This window comes from Aneurinibacillus migulanus (assembly GCF_001274715.1).
Taxonomy (GTDB): domain Bacteria; phylum Bacillota; class Bacilli; order Aneurinibacillales; family Aneurinibacillaceae; genus Aneurinibacillus; species Aneurinibacillus migulanus.
Window position 1 is genome coordinate 2,684,046 of record NZ_LGUG01000004.1, and the last position, 16,666, is coordinate 2,700,711.

Annotated in this window: 17 protein-coding genes; 14 read left to right on the forward strand and 3 right to left on the reverse strand. The window is 42.6% G+C overall.

All coding sequences use genetic code 11. The annotated features are described in order from the left end of the window. Positions 1 to 67 precede the first annotated feature (67 nt). The 4 genes from AF333_RS35335 to AF333_RS14740 all read left to right on the forward strand — a co-directional run bounded on the left by AF333_RS35335 (position 68) and on the right by AF333_RS14740 (position 1,725). Positions 68 to 232, forward strand: a complete 165-nt coding sequence (locus AF333_RS35335) for a hypothetical protein (protein WP_235496467.1) — start codon at positions 68 to 70, stop codon at positions 230 to 232. Positions 233 to 342: 110 nt separating this feature from the next. Continuing rightward, positions 343 to 894, forward strand: a complete 552-nt coding sequence (locus AF333_RS14735) for a hypothetical protein (protein WP_043064225.1) — start codon at positions 343 to 345, stop codon at positions 892 to 894. 437 nt (positions 895 to 1,331) lie between these two features. Beyond that, positions 1,332 to 1,535 carry a PAS domain-containing protein gene (locus tag AF333_RS31835; protein ID WP_080787583.1) on the forward strand — a complete coding sequence of 68 codons (204 nt, stop codon included), beginning with the start codon at positions 1,332 to 1,334 and terminating at the stop codon, positions 1,533 to 1,535. Continuing rightward, positions 1,522 to 1,725, forward strand: a complete 204-nt coding sequence (locus AF333_RS14740) for a hypothetical protein (RefSeq protein ID WP_043064226.1) — start codon at positions 1,522 to 1,524, stop codon at positions 1,723 to 1,725. Before AF333_RS31835 ends, AF333_RS14740 begins: the two co-directional genes overlap by 14 nt. A gap of 13 nt (positions 1,726 to 1,738) precedes the next feature. Here AF333_RS14740 and AF333_RS14745 read toward each other — a convergent pair whose 3' ends face one another. Then, on the reverse strand, positions 1,739 to 3,172 hold the full coding sequence (locus tag AF333_RS14745; protein WP_043064227.1) for an aminotransferase-like domain-containing protein: 1,434 nt from the start codon (positions 3,170 to 3,172) through the stop codon (positions 1,739 to 1,741). A 113-nt stretch (positions 3,173 to 3,285) separates the two neighbouring features. Here AF333_RS14745 and AF333_RS14750 point away from each other — a divergent pair, with 113 nt between their 5' ends. After that, positions 3,286 to 4,215 (forward strand): DMT family transporter, encoded by a 930-nt coding sequence (locus AF333_RS14750; protein WP_043064228.1) that lies wholly within the window; start codon positions 3,286 to 3,288, stop codon positions 4,213 to 4,215. A gap of 122 nt (positions 4,216 to 4,337) precedes the next feature. On the opposite strand, the gene AF333_RS14755 is transcribed toward AF333_RS14750, so the two are convergent. After that, a complete protein-coding gene (locus AF333_RS14755) occupies positions 4,338 to 5,687 on the reverse strand; it encodes an MFS transporter (protein WP_235496470.1) in 1,350 nt (449 codons plus the stop codon). Positions 5,688 to 5,789: 102 nt separating this feature from the next. Continuing rightward, positions 5,790 to 5,948: a hypothetical protein gene (locus AF333_RS35340; RefSeq protein WP_235496472.1), complete on the reverse strand. Its 159-nt coding sequence runs from the start codon at positions 5,946 to 5,948 to the stop codon at positions 5,790 to 5,792. Between the two features lie 468 nt (positions 5,949 to 6,416). On the opposite strand from AF333_RS35340, the gene AF333_RS14760 reads away from it, so the two are divergent. From AF333_RS14760 to AF333_RS14800, 9 genes are all read left to right on the forward strand, one after another. Continuing rightward, positions 6,417 to 8,555 (forward strand): ATP-dependent Clp protease ATP-binding subunit, encoded by a 2,139-nt coding sequence (locus AF333_RS14760; RefSeq protein ID WP_043064230.1) that lies wholly within the window; start codon positions 6,417 to 6,419, stop codon positions 8,553 to 8,555. Between the two features lie 270 nt (positions 8,556 to 8,825). Next, on the forward strand, positions 8,826 to 11,081 hold the full coding sequence (locus AF333_RS14765) for a putative bifunctional diguanylate cyclase/phosphodiesterase (protein ID WP_043064231.1): 2,256 nt from the start codon (positions 8,826 to 8,828) through the stop codon (positions 11,079 to 11,081). A gap of 23 nt (positions 11,082 to 11,104) precedes the next feature. Next, positions 11,105 to 12,733, forward strand: a complete 1,629-nt coding sequence (locus tag AF333_RS14770) for a thiamine pyrophosphate-binding protein (RefSeq protein WP_043064232.1) — start codon at positions 11,105 to 11,107, stop codon at positions 12,731 to 12,733. 26 nt (positions 12,734 to 12,759) lie between these two features. Next, positions 12,760 to 13,170, forward strand: coding sequence for a carboxymuconolactone decarboxylase family protein (locus tag AF333_RS14775; RefSeq protein WP_235356577.1), 411 nt, complete (start codon positions 12,760 to 12,762; stop codon positions 13,168 to 13,170). A gap of 137 nt (positions 13,171 to 13,307) precedes the next feature. Next, positions 13,308 to 13,622, forward strand: a complete 315-nt coding sequence (locus AF333_RS14780; protein ID WP_043064233.1) for a YbjQ family protein — start codon at positions 13,308 to 13,310, stop codon at positions 13,620 to 13,622. 85 nt (positions 13,623 to 13,707) lie between these two features. Continuing rightward, positions 13,708 to 14,121, forward strand: coding sequence for a GNAT family N-acetyltransferase (locus AF333_RS14785; protein WP_235356578.1), 414 nt, complete (start codon positions 13,708 to 13,710; stop codon positions 14,119 to 14,121). Between the two features lie 6 nt (positions 14,122 to 14,127). Further along, complete coding sequence (locus AF333_RS14790) at positions 14,128 to 15,363, forward strand: WD40/YVTN/BNR-like repeat-containing protein (RefSeq protein WP_043064234.1); 1,236 nt, start codon at positions 14,128 to 14,130, stop codon at positions 15,361 to 15,363. Positions 15,364 to 15,626: 263 nt separating this feature from the next. Next, positions 15,627 to 15,905: a hypothetical protein gene (locus AF333_RS14795; protein WP_043064235.1), complete on the forward strand. Its 279-nt coding sequence runs from the start codon at positions 15,627 to 15,629 to the stop codon at positions 15,903 to 15,905. Positions 15,906 to 15,986: 81 nt separating this feature from the next. Further along, entirely contained in the window at positions 15,987 to 16,619 is a 633-nt protein-coding gene (locus tag AF333_RS14800; RefSeq protein ID WP_052811759.1) for an OmpA family protein, read from the forward strand. Positions 16,620 to 16,666 lie beyond the last annotated feature (47 nt).

Consider the following 16,666-nt stretch of genomic DNA (forward strand, 5'->3'; position numbering starts at 1 on the left):
ACAGGCATCATCATTTCATGCATGAATAAAGGGGGAGAGCTACGCCATCAAGCTATATACATCTGATTTGATACATCGACAAATTCTTGTGGTGAGAGATAAGAAAAGAATGAAAAAATCAGAGGTTGGAAAAAGACACGTCCGCCTTTTTCTGCCGGGGCGCAGGGCATATCCACCCTCTTCTTTCTCCATCTCTCCTACTTCCAACCACGCTACCATGTCAAAATATTAACCGTAACTTATATAGATTTTTCTATCCACCCTTGGTAGGCAATATTTTTTATGGGACAGGTCATTGTATTCGTATTTTTTAAATATGTATAGAAAAGGGAGGGGGATACCTTGAAGCAAAAGTATATAGTGAAAATGTCTACAATTGTGGTATTGTTCTTTTTTGTTATAGCGTGCTCAAATGTTTCAGACAATAGCATAGAAAACGAAGCTGTAGAAGAAGGGGAACATCAGGAAGTAATTGCTCTCGTCGATCCCGCACTGATGGAGCCTGCGCAAAATGCTCAGGATTTTCAAATGCAAGCGGCAGAATATATGAATGATTTACTTATGGCAGGCGCTGAATTGCAAGGAAGAATGCAAGGAGAATTTAAGCCGCAAGAATGGGAAAATAACATAGAAAACGATATATCTTTCTACGAAACTGCAATAAAACACGCAAAGTCTATTCCAAAACCGAATCCGCGATTAGATAATTTTTATAATGTTTACATGGCAATCGTAAATAAATATGAAAGGCTTCCAGATTTAGCCCATAAAGCAATCGATTCAAATGATATAGAGATAATGAAAGTAGTTCTTTCTCAGATCCGTAATAATGAAGAACAGTATGAACAATTAATGAAGGTAAGTTCACAGGAAGTATTTAATACAAAAAAATAAGGTGCTCAAATAAAACCCTGAATTCAAGCAAAAAAGCTGAATTCAGGGCTATCTCTTTTTAGAAGTTAGTACTTTTATCCAGGGCGTGATCGAGAGCTTGCCAGCTCATCAAAGCGCAATTGTGTCGGGCACGCAACTTATGCACGCCTTCAAAAGCTAACGCTTCTCCAAGATCACAATCTTCCGGTTCTAGCCCTTCGCGAATGAAACGTCCACTAAAATACAGTCTTTTACCTTAATATATAGGGAAATTACATCTCCGTAAGTCGGATTTTTATAACGAATTTGTGTAATCACTTGTTCACCTGACGAACGGGACGCAGGTTTTGAACGCGGACGGAAAAATTTTTATTTTGTTGAGAGTGTGATAATGTCATATTCCTCATATGGAAAACCGGAAGTTAGCCAAATACGGCTGACTTCCGGTTTTTCTCTTTTTGTATCGCTTTAATGTAACGGGAAGAGCGGTAGGACAGTTGTTTAATCACATTATTACCCAAGTACGGTTATCAAAAAAGTTACGTGATGATGTAGTAGCTAACTATAAGACGAGGACGGAAGATCATCGAATAATTAAATATACAGTTATCTTGATGAAATCAGAAGCCAGACTGAAAAAGATGCATCGTGACAGCTCCTGAGCAGAGAATCGAACAAGTAAGACAGGAGCTTGCAAGCAAAGGCTTTTATGTTGAACCGACCACGGCTGCCATATATGCCGGGTTTTTGGAATACCTTTCTGGAAGTGCACAATCCTCTGTGCAACTTGAACAAGAAATCAACCAAACGTTTATCCTTTCATTGTGTGGTGCAGACATAAAAGCGAGTTAACTACAATACATGCTTATTTGCTTTCAGAAGAAGCCAGGGACCGGGATAGGTTAATAAGTCGTTGTACACCATCGTGCAGCTGCTGTTCATTGGCATACGAATAGCTTAGTCGTATCCATGACGCTGACTCTCTTAACGGATCACAAAGGATGCCAGGAACAAAGGAAACGGATTGTTCGATGCTTTTTATAAGGAGCTCTTCCATTGGAATTGTTTCAGGAAGCTTTATCCATAAGTTGAGACCGCCTTTTGGGCTGATCCATTTCCAGTCTGTTACAGCCAATTCCTCTTCCATAATACCCTTGCGAATATGCAGTGCAATACGAAGTTTTTCCAGATGCTGCTGTAGCCGCGCGGAGGAGAAGTAGTGCAGGAAAATCTTCTGATTCAACAGCGGTGTGCCGTTATCCGATAATGACTTCGCAGTTAAAAGACTTCTCATTAACGGCGGACGGCTTGCAACAGCAGCAATGCGAAGCCCTGGGGCCACGTATTTGCTGAAGCTACGAATATACATGACCCAGCCTTCCGTGTCGTATGTGAAAAGAGGCAGTGGAGGCTCCCGGTCAAAATATGCGTCATGAAACGGATCATCCTCTACGAGAAGACACCGGTACTGCTCGGCAAGCTCCACCAACCGCTTACGCTGCTCCAGCGGAACCGTATAGCCCGTCGGATTCTGGAATGTAGGATTAAGATAGAAGAGGCGCGGTTTATATTGTCTCATACACGATTCGACCTGTTCTAAATCATAGCCACCAGGATATATGTCTATCGGGACGATGTGTGCACCTTGCTGGCGGAAAATGTCAATGGCGGCACTGTAAGTTGGTCGTTCCAATAATACAGTGTCATTCGGTTTTACGAGAATCCTAGAAATCAAATCAATTGCCTGTTGTGCACCGGATGTAATTAATATTTCATCTGCAGAAAGATGAAGCTGATGGCGTTTTAAGAAGTAGCAGGAAAGAGCTTCCCGTAGTTCCTCGTCTCCCTGCACGGTGGAGTAGGTGCCAAGCACTTTCGGGTACAAATCGAATACCTTTTTTACGTATTCTGAAAAATAAAGATTCGGTAAAAGATTTGGATCGATAAGTGCCTGGGAAAACTGATAGGTAGCTGGTACCTGGTGGATTTCCGATAAGTGGTTTCTGAGAAAGTAAGAAGAAACAATAGGATAATCCAAATGTTCAAACGACACGCAACTATCAGGATGAACATGGTAACCTGATTTATCTTTTACATACACTTTTCCGTTCTGTTTAAGCAATTGATACGCTTTGAAGACGGTCAGACGGTGGACATTCATTTCTTGCGCCAGTGTTCGAATAGAGGGAAGCTTATCGTGTTCCTTCCACTCGCTACGTTCAATCCGGTTTAATATGTAATCATATATTTGCTTGTAAAGCTGATTGGACTGTCTGTCTACGGACAAGGTGTTTTTCATGTGTAGCGCCCCCGCTTTTCTTTCATCTTAATCTGTTATTGTTTGAATCTGTTCTGTTATCATTTATCTGTTCTGTTCTTCTCCTATTATGATGGATAAAAGGAGGAATACATATGGTCATTTTTGGTTATTTATTAATGTGTATGATTTTTGGAACAACATTTCTGGCGATTAAAGTAGGGATTGATGCAGGCGCCCCTCCGTTTTTCTCGGCGGGGATTCGTTTTCTTCTAGCGGGTCTTATCCTTTTTTTGTGGATGGTATGGAAAGGGAGAGCGAGGGTATCGTTGCTTTTTCGTAAAGAGATGATGCTTACAGGTATGGGATTAACCTTTGGAACGTTTTCAACATTGTATTGGGCTGAACAATATGTAGCCTCAGGAATTGCGGCGGTCCTATCAGCAACAGGGCCGATTATGATTTTATTGCTGCAAACCAGCATTCTTCGCCAAAAAACTTCCGCTTCAGCCATGCTTGGCTGTTTTATCGGATTTGCGGGTGTACTCTTATTGCTTTTACCGAGCGTTTCAGTTGAAGTAAGCCTGCTTTGGGTGCTTGGATGCATAATGATTTTGATTGGAGAAGTATGTTATTCATCGGGTGCCCTTTATTCTAAACATGTAATGCCACGGTTTCAGGATACATCGCCCATTGCATTAAATGCAGTTCAGATGATGTATGGAGGAGCTATGCTGCTTATTTTATCGTTATTTACGGAGCGTGTGCATATAGAGTCGCTGCTGACGCTGAATGCGATAGTCTCGCTTTTATATTTAATCGTTATCGGATCGATGATGGGGCATAGTATATTTTATTGGCTTGTTGCCAAAACGAATCCTGTATTTCCATCCACCTGGCTTTATATCTCTCCGTTGATTGCACTAGGATTAGGTGTTTTGTTGTATAACGAAGTTGTTTCATGGATAGCGGGAATAGGGGTTGTTACGATTATTATCGGAATTGTCCTGGTAAATATAGATGCTTTGCGGCAGGTAATAGGAAAACCGGAAAGCGCATGGGGTAGTATGCAGAGTAAACAATAATTGTCTTGTTACGTATAAGAAAAAACCGCGCGCCCTTGCGAGTTTTTAGTGATATGATCGGAAGAAAGTAGATGCCGTCTTCTTATTTTACAGCGACATCTACTTTTTTCTTTTTTAGGTTATCAGGCTTTTGCAGAATTTTTTTCTTTGGTTAACAGAACAGAAGTCGGAAGACTTTTTTGTTCTTTAAGAAGCAATGCGCAAATGGCAGCTATCATTGAGCAGACGGCAAAAAAGATAAATACGTCACCGAATTCTTGCGTTCCGTCTGTACCGACCTTTACAAGATAGCCGGCCACCAGCGGGGAAATGAACGAGCCCAACTGGCCAATTCCGTTGGCCAATCCGGTTGCTCGTCCGACGATTTCTTTTGGATAGCGCTTTTGGATATAGGCATATACCGAACCGAAATTCAGGTTAACAAAGAAGCCAACAAGCAAAAGGAGTGTGAGCAGCATACCTGTTTGGCCTTTTTCTACACTGCCAAGCATCCAGAGTACTGGAATGCTGCCAAGATAAGCAATAATGCCCACCGGTTTCATTCGGTGCAGTACCTTATCCATTAGCCAGCCGCCAATTAGCATGGCGAAAATAGCTACAAGATAAGGGGCGGAAGCAAACAAGCCCATGTCTTTAATATTCAATCCGTGTTGCTGTACAAGAAAGGTTGTCAGCCATGTAGTGGTCCCCCAATAAACGGCTAATTGACAGAACAGCAACAGGGTATACAAGTAAAAGGATGGATCCCGTAAGAAAACAGAAGCGTTCTTTTTTTGATTTGATGGTACGCCTTCCTCGTCTTCTTCTGTTGTATCGCTGGTAGTGATATGCTCATATTCTGCCTTAGTGAGACGGCCTTTATCGAGCATTTCCTTTGGTGTGTCAGAAACAAAATACCAAAGAATGAACATTCCGAGTAAGCCAGGGATAGCTAACAGATAAAAAATTGGCCGCCATTCACCAGCAAAAAAGTAGTATGAAATGGACGTGATCAGTACAGGCACGATAGCGGGCGCAACCGCCCATGAAGTGGTGAAGAAAGATACGGAACGTCCGCGTTCAGCCATTGGAAACCAGTTATTGATTGTGCGGCAGGCTGGAGCGAAATGATGCCCCTCCCCTAAGCCGAGCCCGATGCGTAATGCGATGAATTGACCGAATGACTTCACGAGGCCAGTAAGCGCGGTAACGGCTGTGAATACGATAATAGCAATATTCATGACCTTCTTCGGACCGATTTTATCGGCGAGAAATCCGGCCGTAACCTGGGCAATCGAGTAGGCAAAGAAAAATATGGAGGCGAGTTGTCCAACTTGCACGGGTGTCAGGTTCAAGTCCTGTTGAATAAACGGAAGAAATGTGAGAACCGCCAGGCGATCAAAGTAGTTAATAATATAAAGCAGCCAGAGAATAATGAGAATAACATGGCGATAGCCCCATACCTTTTTTGTAATGGTCTGCACTTTGCTCACTTCCTTTTCATATAGTTTTAAAAATTCGATTAATTATCGGTATACTTATCGTTAGATTATTTGTTCAATCATATCGCTCCTTTACAACTATATAAATTACACTTAATATTTTGACAGGGTAGCGCGGTTGGAAGGAGGCAATTCAGAAAAAGAAGAGGTTGGATGCGCCCTGCGCTCCAGCAGAAGAAAAGCCAGCGTGTCTTTTTCCGACCGCTCCCGCCCTTCCTTCTTTTCTTCCCTCTCGCCACGAGAATTTGTCAATTTATCAAATCAGATGTATATAGACATAACTTGGCAAAACGGATGCCAGAAAACGAATCAAGTAAATGAGAAGTAGTAGCTTTTAAATATTATTATATTCTGAAAATAATATATAATGATATATGAAGCTTGTAAATGATGGATCGGATGAAAGATAGGATGAACCACGGAGGAGAGAAAATCTTTTCGATGAACCCCAGGCGGAAAAATCATAAAATCCCATTTAAAGAAAAAATAGATACAGACTGGCAGTCTTTCGGTTCCTAAGCCTAAAGGAGCCGATTTTTTATTAGCTCTTGAAAGTCAAACAAAGTCAAAGTATAATGACTACATAAGGTCAAAGTAAGTCAAAGTCAAAGCGCAAATTGTAAATTATAAAATTAAAAGTAACAAATCGTTATATAAAATACATGCAAGAAGAAATTGCATACATTCGTTTACTTATTCATTTAACAGGAGGTAAGGTACATGCTTTGTCAACATTGCAATCAAAAACAAGCTAATGTGTTATTGAATATTCAACATCAGGAGCAATCACAAAAACTGTATTTGTGTCATGATTGCTATGCGAAAATGGGAAATAAGGCAGGAGCAGGCATGAATACAGGCTCTCTTCCTCATTTCTCTGGATTTGATGAATGGTTCAAAAACTTCGCTATGCCTTCAATGGATCAATACGAAGCAAAAGGAAGCGCACAATCTCAGGCTCCACATCAGGGTGGAGTGCTAGATGAAGTAGGCAATAATTTGAGCGAAGCGGCAAAAGCTGGGCTTATCGATCCGGTTATCGGACGCGATAATGAAATCGAGCGCGTAATCGAGATTTTGAACCGTCGAAACAAAAACAACCCTGTCTTAATCGGTGAACCAGGGGTAGGTAAAACGGCAATCGCTGAAGGCTTGGCCTTAAAAATTGTGGAAGGACACGTTCCCACCAAGCTGCGTAATAAGGTTATATATACGCTTGATGTCTCATCCCTTGTAGCAGGCACAGGCATCCGCGGACAATTCGAAGAAAAAATGAAGCAAATGATTGCTGAATTACAAAAGCGCAAGAATGTCATTTTGTTTGTAGATGAAATTCATCTGCTAGTAGGTGCAGGAGCGGCGGAAGGTTCTATGGATGCGGGGAACATTCTTAAGCCTGCATTGGCTCGGGGGGAATTGCAGATTGTTGGGGCAACCACTTTAAAAGAGTATCGTAAGATTGAAAAAGACGCTGCCCTGGAACGTCGACTACAACCGGTTATGGTAAAAGAGCCAACGGTAGAAGAAGCGCTCCAAATCCTGCAGGGAATTCGTCCAAAATATGAATCCTATCATCAGGTCGCTTATTCCGATGAAGTCATTCGTGCGTGTGTGGAGCTGTCCCACCGCTATATTCAAGACCGCTTCCTGCCCGATAAAGCAATTGATCTTCTTGATGAAGCAGGCTCTAAGATTAATCTGCGTTCCTCTGGGCAGAATACAGAAGAGCTACGCTCCCGTCTCGCACAGATAAACCAGGAGAAGGTTGAGGCTACGGCAAAAGAGGAGTATGAGCATGCAGCCCAGCTTCGTGATGAGGAAAACCATATTCTTACAAAGCTCGATGAAATAGATGGAAGCGAGCAGGCTGCTGTTGTCACTGTAGAGGATATTCAACAGATTATTGAGCGTAAAACAGGAATTCCGGTAAGAAAACTGCAAAGCGATGAACAAGCAAAAATGAAAAATCTGGCTACTCATTTAGAAGAAAAGGTAGTTGGCCAATCTCACGCGGTGAGTCAGGTATCGAAAGCCATTCGCCGTAGTCGGACGGGATTGAAACCAAAAAACAGACCAATTGCCTCTTTCCTATTTGTTGGTCCGACAGGGGTAGGGAAAACCGAATTGACCAAGGCGCTTGCGGAAGAGTTATTCGGTACAAAGGATTCCATGATCCGTTTGGATATGAGTGAATATATGGAGAAACACTCGGTTTCCAAGTTAATCGGTTCCCCGCCGGGATATGTAGGGCATGAAGAAGCCGGCCAACTCACGGAACGTGTGCGTCGAAATCCGTACAGTATCGTTTTGCTTGATGAGATTGAAAAAGCGCATCCAGATGTTCAGAATATGTTCCTGCAAATTCTTGAGGATGGGCGCTTAACAGATAGTCAGGGGCGCACTGTAAACTTTAAAGATACGGTCATTATTGCAACGAGCAATGCAGGAGTGACTGATAAGAAAATTACAGTAGGCTTTGGGGCGGAAGCACCAAAAACGTCGACGGTTATGGACTCGCTCACGTCCTATTTCAGACCGGAGTTTCTTAACCGCTTTGATGGAGTGATTTCATTTAATCATTTAACTGAAGATGACCTTGTTCGTATTGTTGATATTATGCTAGAGGACATTACAGCAAATCTGAAAGAACAAGGTGTTGAGGTAACTGTCACTCAAGAATCGAAAGCAAAATTGGCTAAATTGGGTTATCATCCTGCGTTTGGAGCTCGTCCATTACGCCGGGTTATCCAAGAGCATGTAGAAGACGGGATTGCCGATCTAATGATTGAGGAAGAGGCAGTTGCCCGAATCGTCATTGAAGTAAATGACGGTGAAATTCGTGCCATTAAAAAAGCATAAGCGAAAAAAGAAAAAGCGGAGAAACAAGGAATATATTGTTTCTCCGCTTTTTTCTCGCAAGTATATTGGATTTATTTCCTCGATTGTTTCTGCTTGTATTTATAAGGAAAAAATTATAGGATAAAAGTAAGTCTTTTGGCATATTTGTATAATTATTTTGTGTGATTTAATATGTGGGCATTGCGTTGATTGCAACGAAAGATATAATGAGTACGTTAGGATAGACCTCGTTCTACTTCCTTTATCAGTTTGAAGAGAAGGGAATATGCAATGCCAAAATACAACACAAAACCTATATATGTAAGGGAAGCTAAAAAGCGGTGTTTTAATATGGGGATGAATCCTACAGAGCTACGGCTGCCCAAAGTAATAATGACTGCAGAAGCACTGGAACAAAAAAGATTCGAATATGAGGAGATTCTTTCCGTCGTACAATTTTTTGGCAGAAAAATTCTCGGCTCACTAAAAGGCACACCCATTTTGATTATTATTGCGGATGAGAATGGGTTTATTCTTCAGATGGATGGGGACGAAACGATTAAAGAGCTTGTTGCCGATCTGGGAATTATGCCAGGCATTCAATTTGCTGAGAAAGATATGGGAATGAATGTCGTGTCACTAGCTTTGCAGGAAAATCATCCGGTGCAACTAGTAGGCGATGATCACTACCATGTAGTATTGCACGGAAGTGCATGTTATGCTGCTCCTTTTCATTATGCGGATATCGGTAATTTGTTAGGGGCCATTGGCATTATGACGATTGCCGAGCAGCAAAACCCCCTTTTGTTGACGATGCTTGCGACTGCTGTCGATTCAATTGAAAGAGAATTGTTGCTTCGGAAGCAGAATCGAAAGCTGGATATTATGAATCAAATCATGATGGATAGTGCGCGCAATGGAATTATCATCACCGATCGGGAAGGCAACGTAATCGAATTCAACCAGTTCGCGGAGCGGATTACGGGGTTGAAAAAGCAAGAAATAATAGGAAAGAATGTTTGTTGTCTGGAGCAGGTAGGGGAGTATATTTCAGGTGTGCTTCAATGTGATGATAAGTATGAAGACATCGAAATTATTGTGCAAGCGAAAGAAACATCGGAGCGTTTCGTCTGCCTGTTCGATGCATTGCCTATTCGTGATCAGCAGCAATGTATGATCGGTGCCTTTGGACAGTTTCGTAATATTACGGAACGGTATGAAGCTGAAGAGAAATATAATTACCTTGCCTACCATGATGAGTTAACGGGTTTGCCGAACCGCAGGCATATAAAGAACAAAATGCTGGAATATATAAACGAGGCGAAAGAAAATACCGGAAAAATGGCGCTCATGTTCATTGATCTCGACAGGTTTAAGCTAGTAAACGACACGTTAGGCCATTCCAATGGAGATTTGCTGCTGCAGCAGGCAGCCAAACGATTGGAAGGTTGTCTTGGAGCGAACGATATCGTAGGCCGAATGGGCGGAGACGAGTTCATTTTTTTGTTGCCTGATAGTAAAGAGGCGACAGATGCAGTCCGAGTAGCCGAGCGTATTATTGAGACGTTTAAGGAACCGTTCAATATGGACGGCTACGAGTTTCACATTACAGCAAGCATAGGGATCGCCACCTATCCACACGATGGAGAGGACGCGGAGACGCTAATGGTGCATGCTGATACCGCTATGTACCGCGCCAAAGAGCAAGGGAAAAATAATTATGTGTTTTTCAGAGAGAATATGCATACCGAGCCATATGAAAGAATTACTTTGGAAAACTCTTTGCACAGGGCATTGGAAAAGCAAGAATTCATTGTGCATTATCAGCCTCAAGTTGATGTGAAAACCGGAAATATCCGGGGACTCGAAGCGCTGATACGCTGGCAGCATCCAGAGTTTGGCCTAGTCTCGCCAGGCAAGTTTATCCCTATCGCTGAAGAAACAGGGTTAATCGTTCCAATCGGCGAATGGGTGATGCGGGAAGCATGCCTTCAAAATAAGCGCTGGCAGGAGCTTGGTCTTCCGGATTTTCGGGTAGCCGTTAACTTATCAACCCAGCAATTCCTCAAGTCCAACCTGGTCGAAACAGTCAAGCGAACGCTTGAAGAAACGGGATTGGCACCGCAATTTTTGGAGCTTGAGATTACCGAGACGATGACGATGGATGTCGATTATACGATTCCGACGCTTAGACAGCTGCATGAGTTGGGTGTCCAGATTAGTATTGACGATTTTGGTACAGGGTATAGTTCGCTGCATTATTTAAAAGAATTTTCGATTCATCGTTTGAAGATTGATCAGTCATTCGTACGTGAGATTATGACGGATGTCAATGACGCAAGCATTGTCGAAACAATTATTGCAATGGCGCACAATCTAGGGCTCGAAGTGATTGCAGAAGGCGTAGAAGAAAAAGAACAACTGCGTTTTCTACAATGCAAAAAATGCGATGAAGTTCAGGGATATTATTTCAGCAAGCCAATTGCTGCTAAAGAGTTTGAAGAAAATTTCGTTGAACTACAGAGACAGACAAAAAATAGATATTAAACATACGTAAGGGAGAGTAAGAAGTGAAAAAGGTTTCAACGTTGTTGGTACAGCACCTTGTAGAATGGGGAATAACACATGTTTTTGGAATTCCCGGAAAACCCGTGACTCCGCTTATTAAAGAACTGGATGAGAAAGGTATTACATTTGTACTAAGCAAGCATGAAGCCGGGGCTGGGTATGAAGCGGCTGGCTATGCTATGGCTAACAAAACGATGGGGGTGGCCATCGGCACATCGGGCCCGGGTGCAACAAATTTGTTAACGGCTGCTGGTCAGGCCAAAGCCTATCATCTGCCGGTTCTGTTCCTTACAGGTCACCCATCGATGAGGAACACTGGTCAGGCGCTAGGGCAGGATTCTACGTTTTTCGGTACGGATGTAGTGAGAATGTTCGAGTCCGTAACTCGCTTTAGTGCACGCGTAGAACGGGGAGAGCTATTCCGCATGTATTTTGAGCACGCTGTAGAGAAAGCGTATGAGGGAAGCAGGGGGCCTGTTCATTTGTCCATCCCTGCTGATGTATTAGCGGAAGAAATTGAATCTTTTGTTCTGCCTTTACCAAGCCATTTTCCTTCTGTGATGTCTACGAATCTTAAGCAAGCCGCCGAAATGGTACAGTCAGCAAAAAGGCCTGTCCTCTTTGTCGGAAAAGGTGTACATGCTGCCGAAGCTTATGGAGAGCTGGAAGCGCTGGCGCACCGCCTGCAAATTCCGGTTATGACCACGCCTGGGGGAAAAGGGGTTTTTCCATCTAATCATCCATTATCTTTGGGCGCGTTCGGCTTAGGTGGTACAGAGGCGTCGAAGGTATATCTCGAAGAAGGGATAGACGTGATGATTGTTCTTGGCACAAAGCTGAGTGATATGTCTCTGGCAGGCTTGCAACCTAACCTGTACCCAAAACAAATCATTCAATTTGATGCTGATCCGACATTTATCGGGAAGAGTCTTCCTGTTCCTACAATCCCTGTCATCGGAGATATAAAGGTAAATCTTCAAGCGGTACTAGAGCAACTTACGGACAAGAAGGAGAATCGCTTGCTTGAGATACAGTTGCCAGACGATGAAATACAAGATACATCTACAGATGCATATATGTCGGCAGCAAATGTTATGCGGGTGCTGCGTTCTGAATTTCCGGGAGATACAGTCGTATTCGGCGACGACGGAAGCCATACGTTTTATGCGATTCGTCATTTCGATATTACAAAGCCGGGAACATTTTTCTTTGATGATGTTTTCGGAGCGATGGGCCATGGAATCGGGTATGCTGTCGGTGCAAAAATAGCACTGCCGAAGACACCTGTCGTATGTCTGACGGGAGATGGATGTACGTTTATGCATGGAGCAGAGATTTCCACCGCTGTAGAATACGGAGCTCACGTAATCTTCGTAGTGCTGAACAACGGTCGGCTTGATATGGTCGACAAAGGAATGGCAAAGCATCTTGGGCATGCTGTGGGAACTACATATCAGACTCCGCTACATGTAGCGGGATATGCGGAAGCAATGGGCGCGTCTTCTTTCCGCTGCGAGCGTGAGGAACAATTGCGCGAAGCGGTGCAGATGGCGCTTCGGGAGTCGAAAACAACGGTGATTGAAGTAATGGTTGATCCATTTGAAGTTCCACCAACGATGAGCCGAGGATAATCTAACAAGGGAAAAGGGGAAGCAAAGTGCCGGTACATCCTAAAATGACAAACGAAGAACGATACGAGAGAGGATTGCAGACGTTACAGAAGATGGCAGGAGAGGAAGATGTGCGAATGATCGAAGGGATGGGCGAGTTCCATCCGGATTTCGGGCATATGATGATCGCATTTGGATTCGGTGACATATATTCTCGCTCTGCATTCGATTTGAAGCAGCGCGAGGTAATTACACTCACGTCTTTAATTACGCAAGGAGCTACTGAACAACTACCCTTTCATCTTCATGCCGCATTGAATGTAGGCATGAGCCCGGAGGAGATACTGGAGCTGGTCATGCACTGTGCAGCATATGCTGGATTTCCAAAAGCATGCGGTGCATTGACTGTTGTAAAGCGCGTGTTTGATGAGCGGAACATTGTACCGAACACGAAGTGAGTAAGGAAGAAAATGAAGTGAAATTTCCATTAGTGTTGGTTGAACCGAGATAAATTTTTGGAACGTACTGAAAGCTAAAACGTAGAGAATAGGGAAAGATAATGAGTATATATTCTCTTAGAGGAGGAATGACGGATATGATTATTACGACAACGCCGACAATTCAAGGAAGAGAAATTGAAGAATACATCTCGATCGTCTCAGGTGAGACCATAATGGGAGCCAATGTAGTAAGGGATTTCCTCGCTGGTATCACGGATATTATTGGCGGCCGCAGCGGCGCATACGAAAGTAAATTGGCTGAAGGTAGAGAGATGGCCATTAAAGAGATGACGAACAAGGCGAACGCATTGGGTGCCAATGCGGTTGTCGGAGTCGACCTGGACTTTGAAACGCTGCGTGACGGAATGATGATGTGCATTGCGACAGGAACAGCTGTAAGAGTAAGATAACGATAGGATAAGCGTCCTCGGCATTTTTAGCCGGGGGCGTTTTTATGTAAGAATAGAGTTGAAAAACAAAGGGAGGGGTGCAATAATGGTTCAAAATATGGAAATTAGATATACGGATAAGCTTCCTAGCCCAGATACTTTATTTGCCCTATATAATTGTGTAGGCTGGAATGAATTCCTGAATTTGTCCAAAGAACTTTTACATCAAGCTATGGTTCAAAGCTGGTACGTTATTAGTGCTTACGATCAAAATCGGCTAATTGGTACAGGTCGTATCATTTCAGATGGCTTAATTAACGCATACCTGTGTGGTGTAGTTGTTCATCCAAATTATCGAAATCAAGGAATTGGCAGCGAAATGGTTCGAAAGTTAGTCACAAAAAGTCGTAATGCAAACTTGCATGTTCAGTTATTTTGCATAGAGGAAAATACTCCTTATTATGAGAAGCTTGGTTTTGAAATATTTGCTATGGGAATGAAGGATAAAAGAAAGGAGTAGATGAAAATGACTCGCTTGTTAAAAGGAAAATTACCAATCCTTCTCGTCTTGTTTTTAATCCTCTTAGCAGGGTGCCAACAGAATATGGAAAGCACAAATCAGGCTGATAAAGACAGCAGCTTGGTCAACAATTCTTCAACAGCGTCAGATCATCGAACGGAAGAGACAACCTCAAATCAGACAGTGAAATCAACCGAAGAATCAGATCGGAAATCAAAACTGACAGCTAAGACATTGACCGATGTTCAAATGGGGAAAGTAACGGCTGTACGGTCAGCTGATTCTCAGTCTGGTTGGATCGGTGGAGAGGGGTGGATTGCCAAAACCGAAAACGGAGGAGAAAGCTGGAACGTTCAATACCAGGGAACAGGAACAATTAATCAATTGTTTGCATTGAATGGTGAAGATGTATGGGCGACATTAGGCCAAGGCTCTAAACTGCTTGGCTCAACGAATGGAGGAAGGAACTGGACAGTAGCAGGAAAAGTGCCGAACGATGGATTCTTGCATTTTGTCTCAAAAGAGGAGGGATTCAGCGCAAATGAGAGAACAACGGATGGAGGTAAAACCTGGACACCTCTTCCAATTCCGAAATATACAGTAGGAGATGCTTACTTTCATGATAGGGAGCATGGGTGGGCTGTGACGCAGGGAAAAGATGAAATAGAAGTGAAACGAACGATAGACGGAGGAAAAACGTGGAGGATAGTTATGTCTCGTAAAACGGTTGAGCCGCTTAGTAATGCACTGATTCGTTCAGCTGGAACAGATGATGCTTGGATTGAATGCATTGGAGGTTCTGGGATGACTCAAACATCATATTCCTTGTTCCATACGTCCAATGGCGGACAGAGCTGGCAAACGGTACTGGCCAATTCTACAGCTGGTGGTGGACCCGCTCCAGGGTTCCAGATGGATTATACAGCAGGGCCAAAGAATGCCGGTTCCCAACCGGGTCCTTTATATGTAGTCAATCGAAAGGTCACTTTTATGGGCGGTCAGTGTATGGCATGTGATAAGCCGAATACGATTGGTTGGACAAAGGATGGTGGAAAAACGTGGGTTAATGGCAATCAATCGTTCGATGGTTATGGCGAAGAGCTGGTGGCATTTGCCGATGCCGATCATGGATGGTTGATTTGTACGGACAATACCAAGCCTTCAGAGATGTATACTACTTCTGATGGTGGTAAGCATTGGAGAAAAACATATACATTTGAACGACCGAAACAGGCCTCTTGATGATTCCAAACATAAGTATTATTATCGTTCATCGAATAAAGTGAAGCATGAAAATGCCCCTACCGTCTGTCAGCAGTAGGGGCAAAGCAAGGGAGTTTACTACATTTATTATTACGAAGGACAAAGAGATAAAGTTACAAAAAAATTTCTGTGTCAGAATTCTTAGGGAAAGGAAAGCATCTGTCTATACGATTTGAGGAAATCATAGTATATTGTCAAAGAACAGAAGCCTGATATTGATACGAGGAAGAGGATGAGATATAGTGATTACATTTTACGGAGTTATTATTGACGGTACGAAGGATGTAATAGGATTTCTTATTGAAAAAGACGGGCAGAAAATGATTATAAAGGAAAAAACAGCGGAACAATGGGCGAAAATATATGGAGCGAAAGGGGCTTATTATCGCGAATCAGAAATCGGCGGAGAAATACATATATTTCTAGATGTGGATGAAGAAGTGACGGCATTTACATTATGTGAACAAGAAGCTATTAAAAAGTATGGCGATTGGAAAGGACATTATGCATTTCCTATATAGAAATATGGATAAATAAGTAACCTTTTTCTTTTTCATACGTTTAGTAAGAAAAAGAAAATTGTAATAAAGGGGAAATAAAGCATGTTAAAACAGAAAAATGTAGGATTTCTACTGTTATTTTCTTGCTTTTTGCTTTCTGCATGTGGAGAAAAAGAAAAACAAGCAACAGAAATAAACGTCCCGGAGATAAACGCTCCACAGATAGAGGCTCCACAGATAGAGGCTCCACAGATAGAGGCTCCGCAGATAGAGGCTCCACAGATAGAGGCTCCACAGATAGAGGCTCCACAGATAGAGGCTCCGCAGATAGAGGCTCCACAGATAGATGTGCCAGACCTCTCTATCACATCTGATAATAAACAAATTACAATCCAAATTCCTGATACTGTTCTGTTCGATTTTGATAAGAGTGAATTAAAACCAAGCGCACAGGAAGTATTGGATAAAATAGGTGAAGCGTTCAAAAAATATGAAGGGGCAAAGGTACAAATAAACGGTCATACTGATAACGTAGGCGAAGAGAAATATAATACTGCTCTTTCTGAACGAAGGGCAAATGAGGTTAAGAGATATCTAGAAAAGAATAATGGAAAAGGGAGTCTCCATATAAGCACAAAAGGGTATGGTGAAAGTCAACCTATAACTCCTAATAATACTGAGGAAGACCGTAAAAAAAATCGGCGCGTTGAAATTGTGATTGAGCCCAAAATGTAACAAATTAAAAGAAGATTATAAATAAAAGCAACCGCTCTGGTATTAGC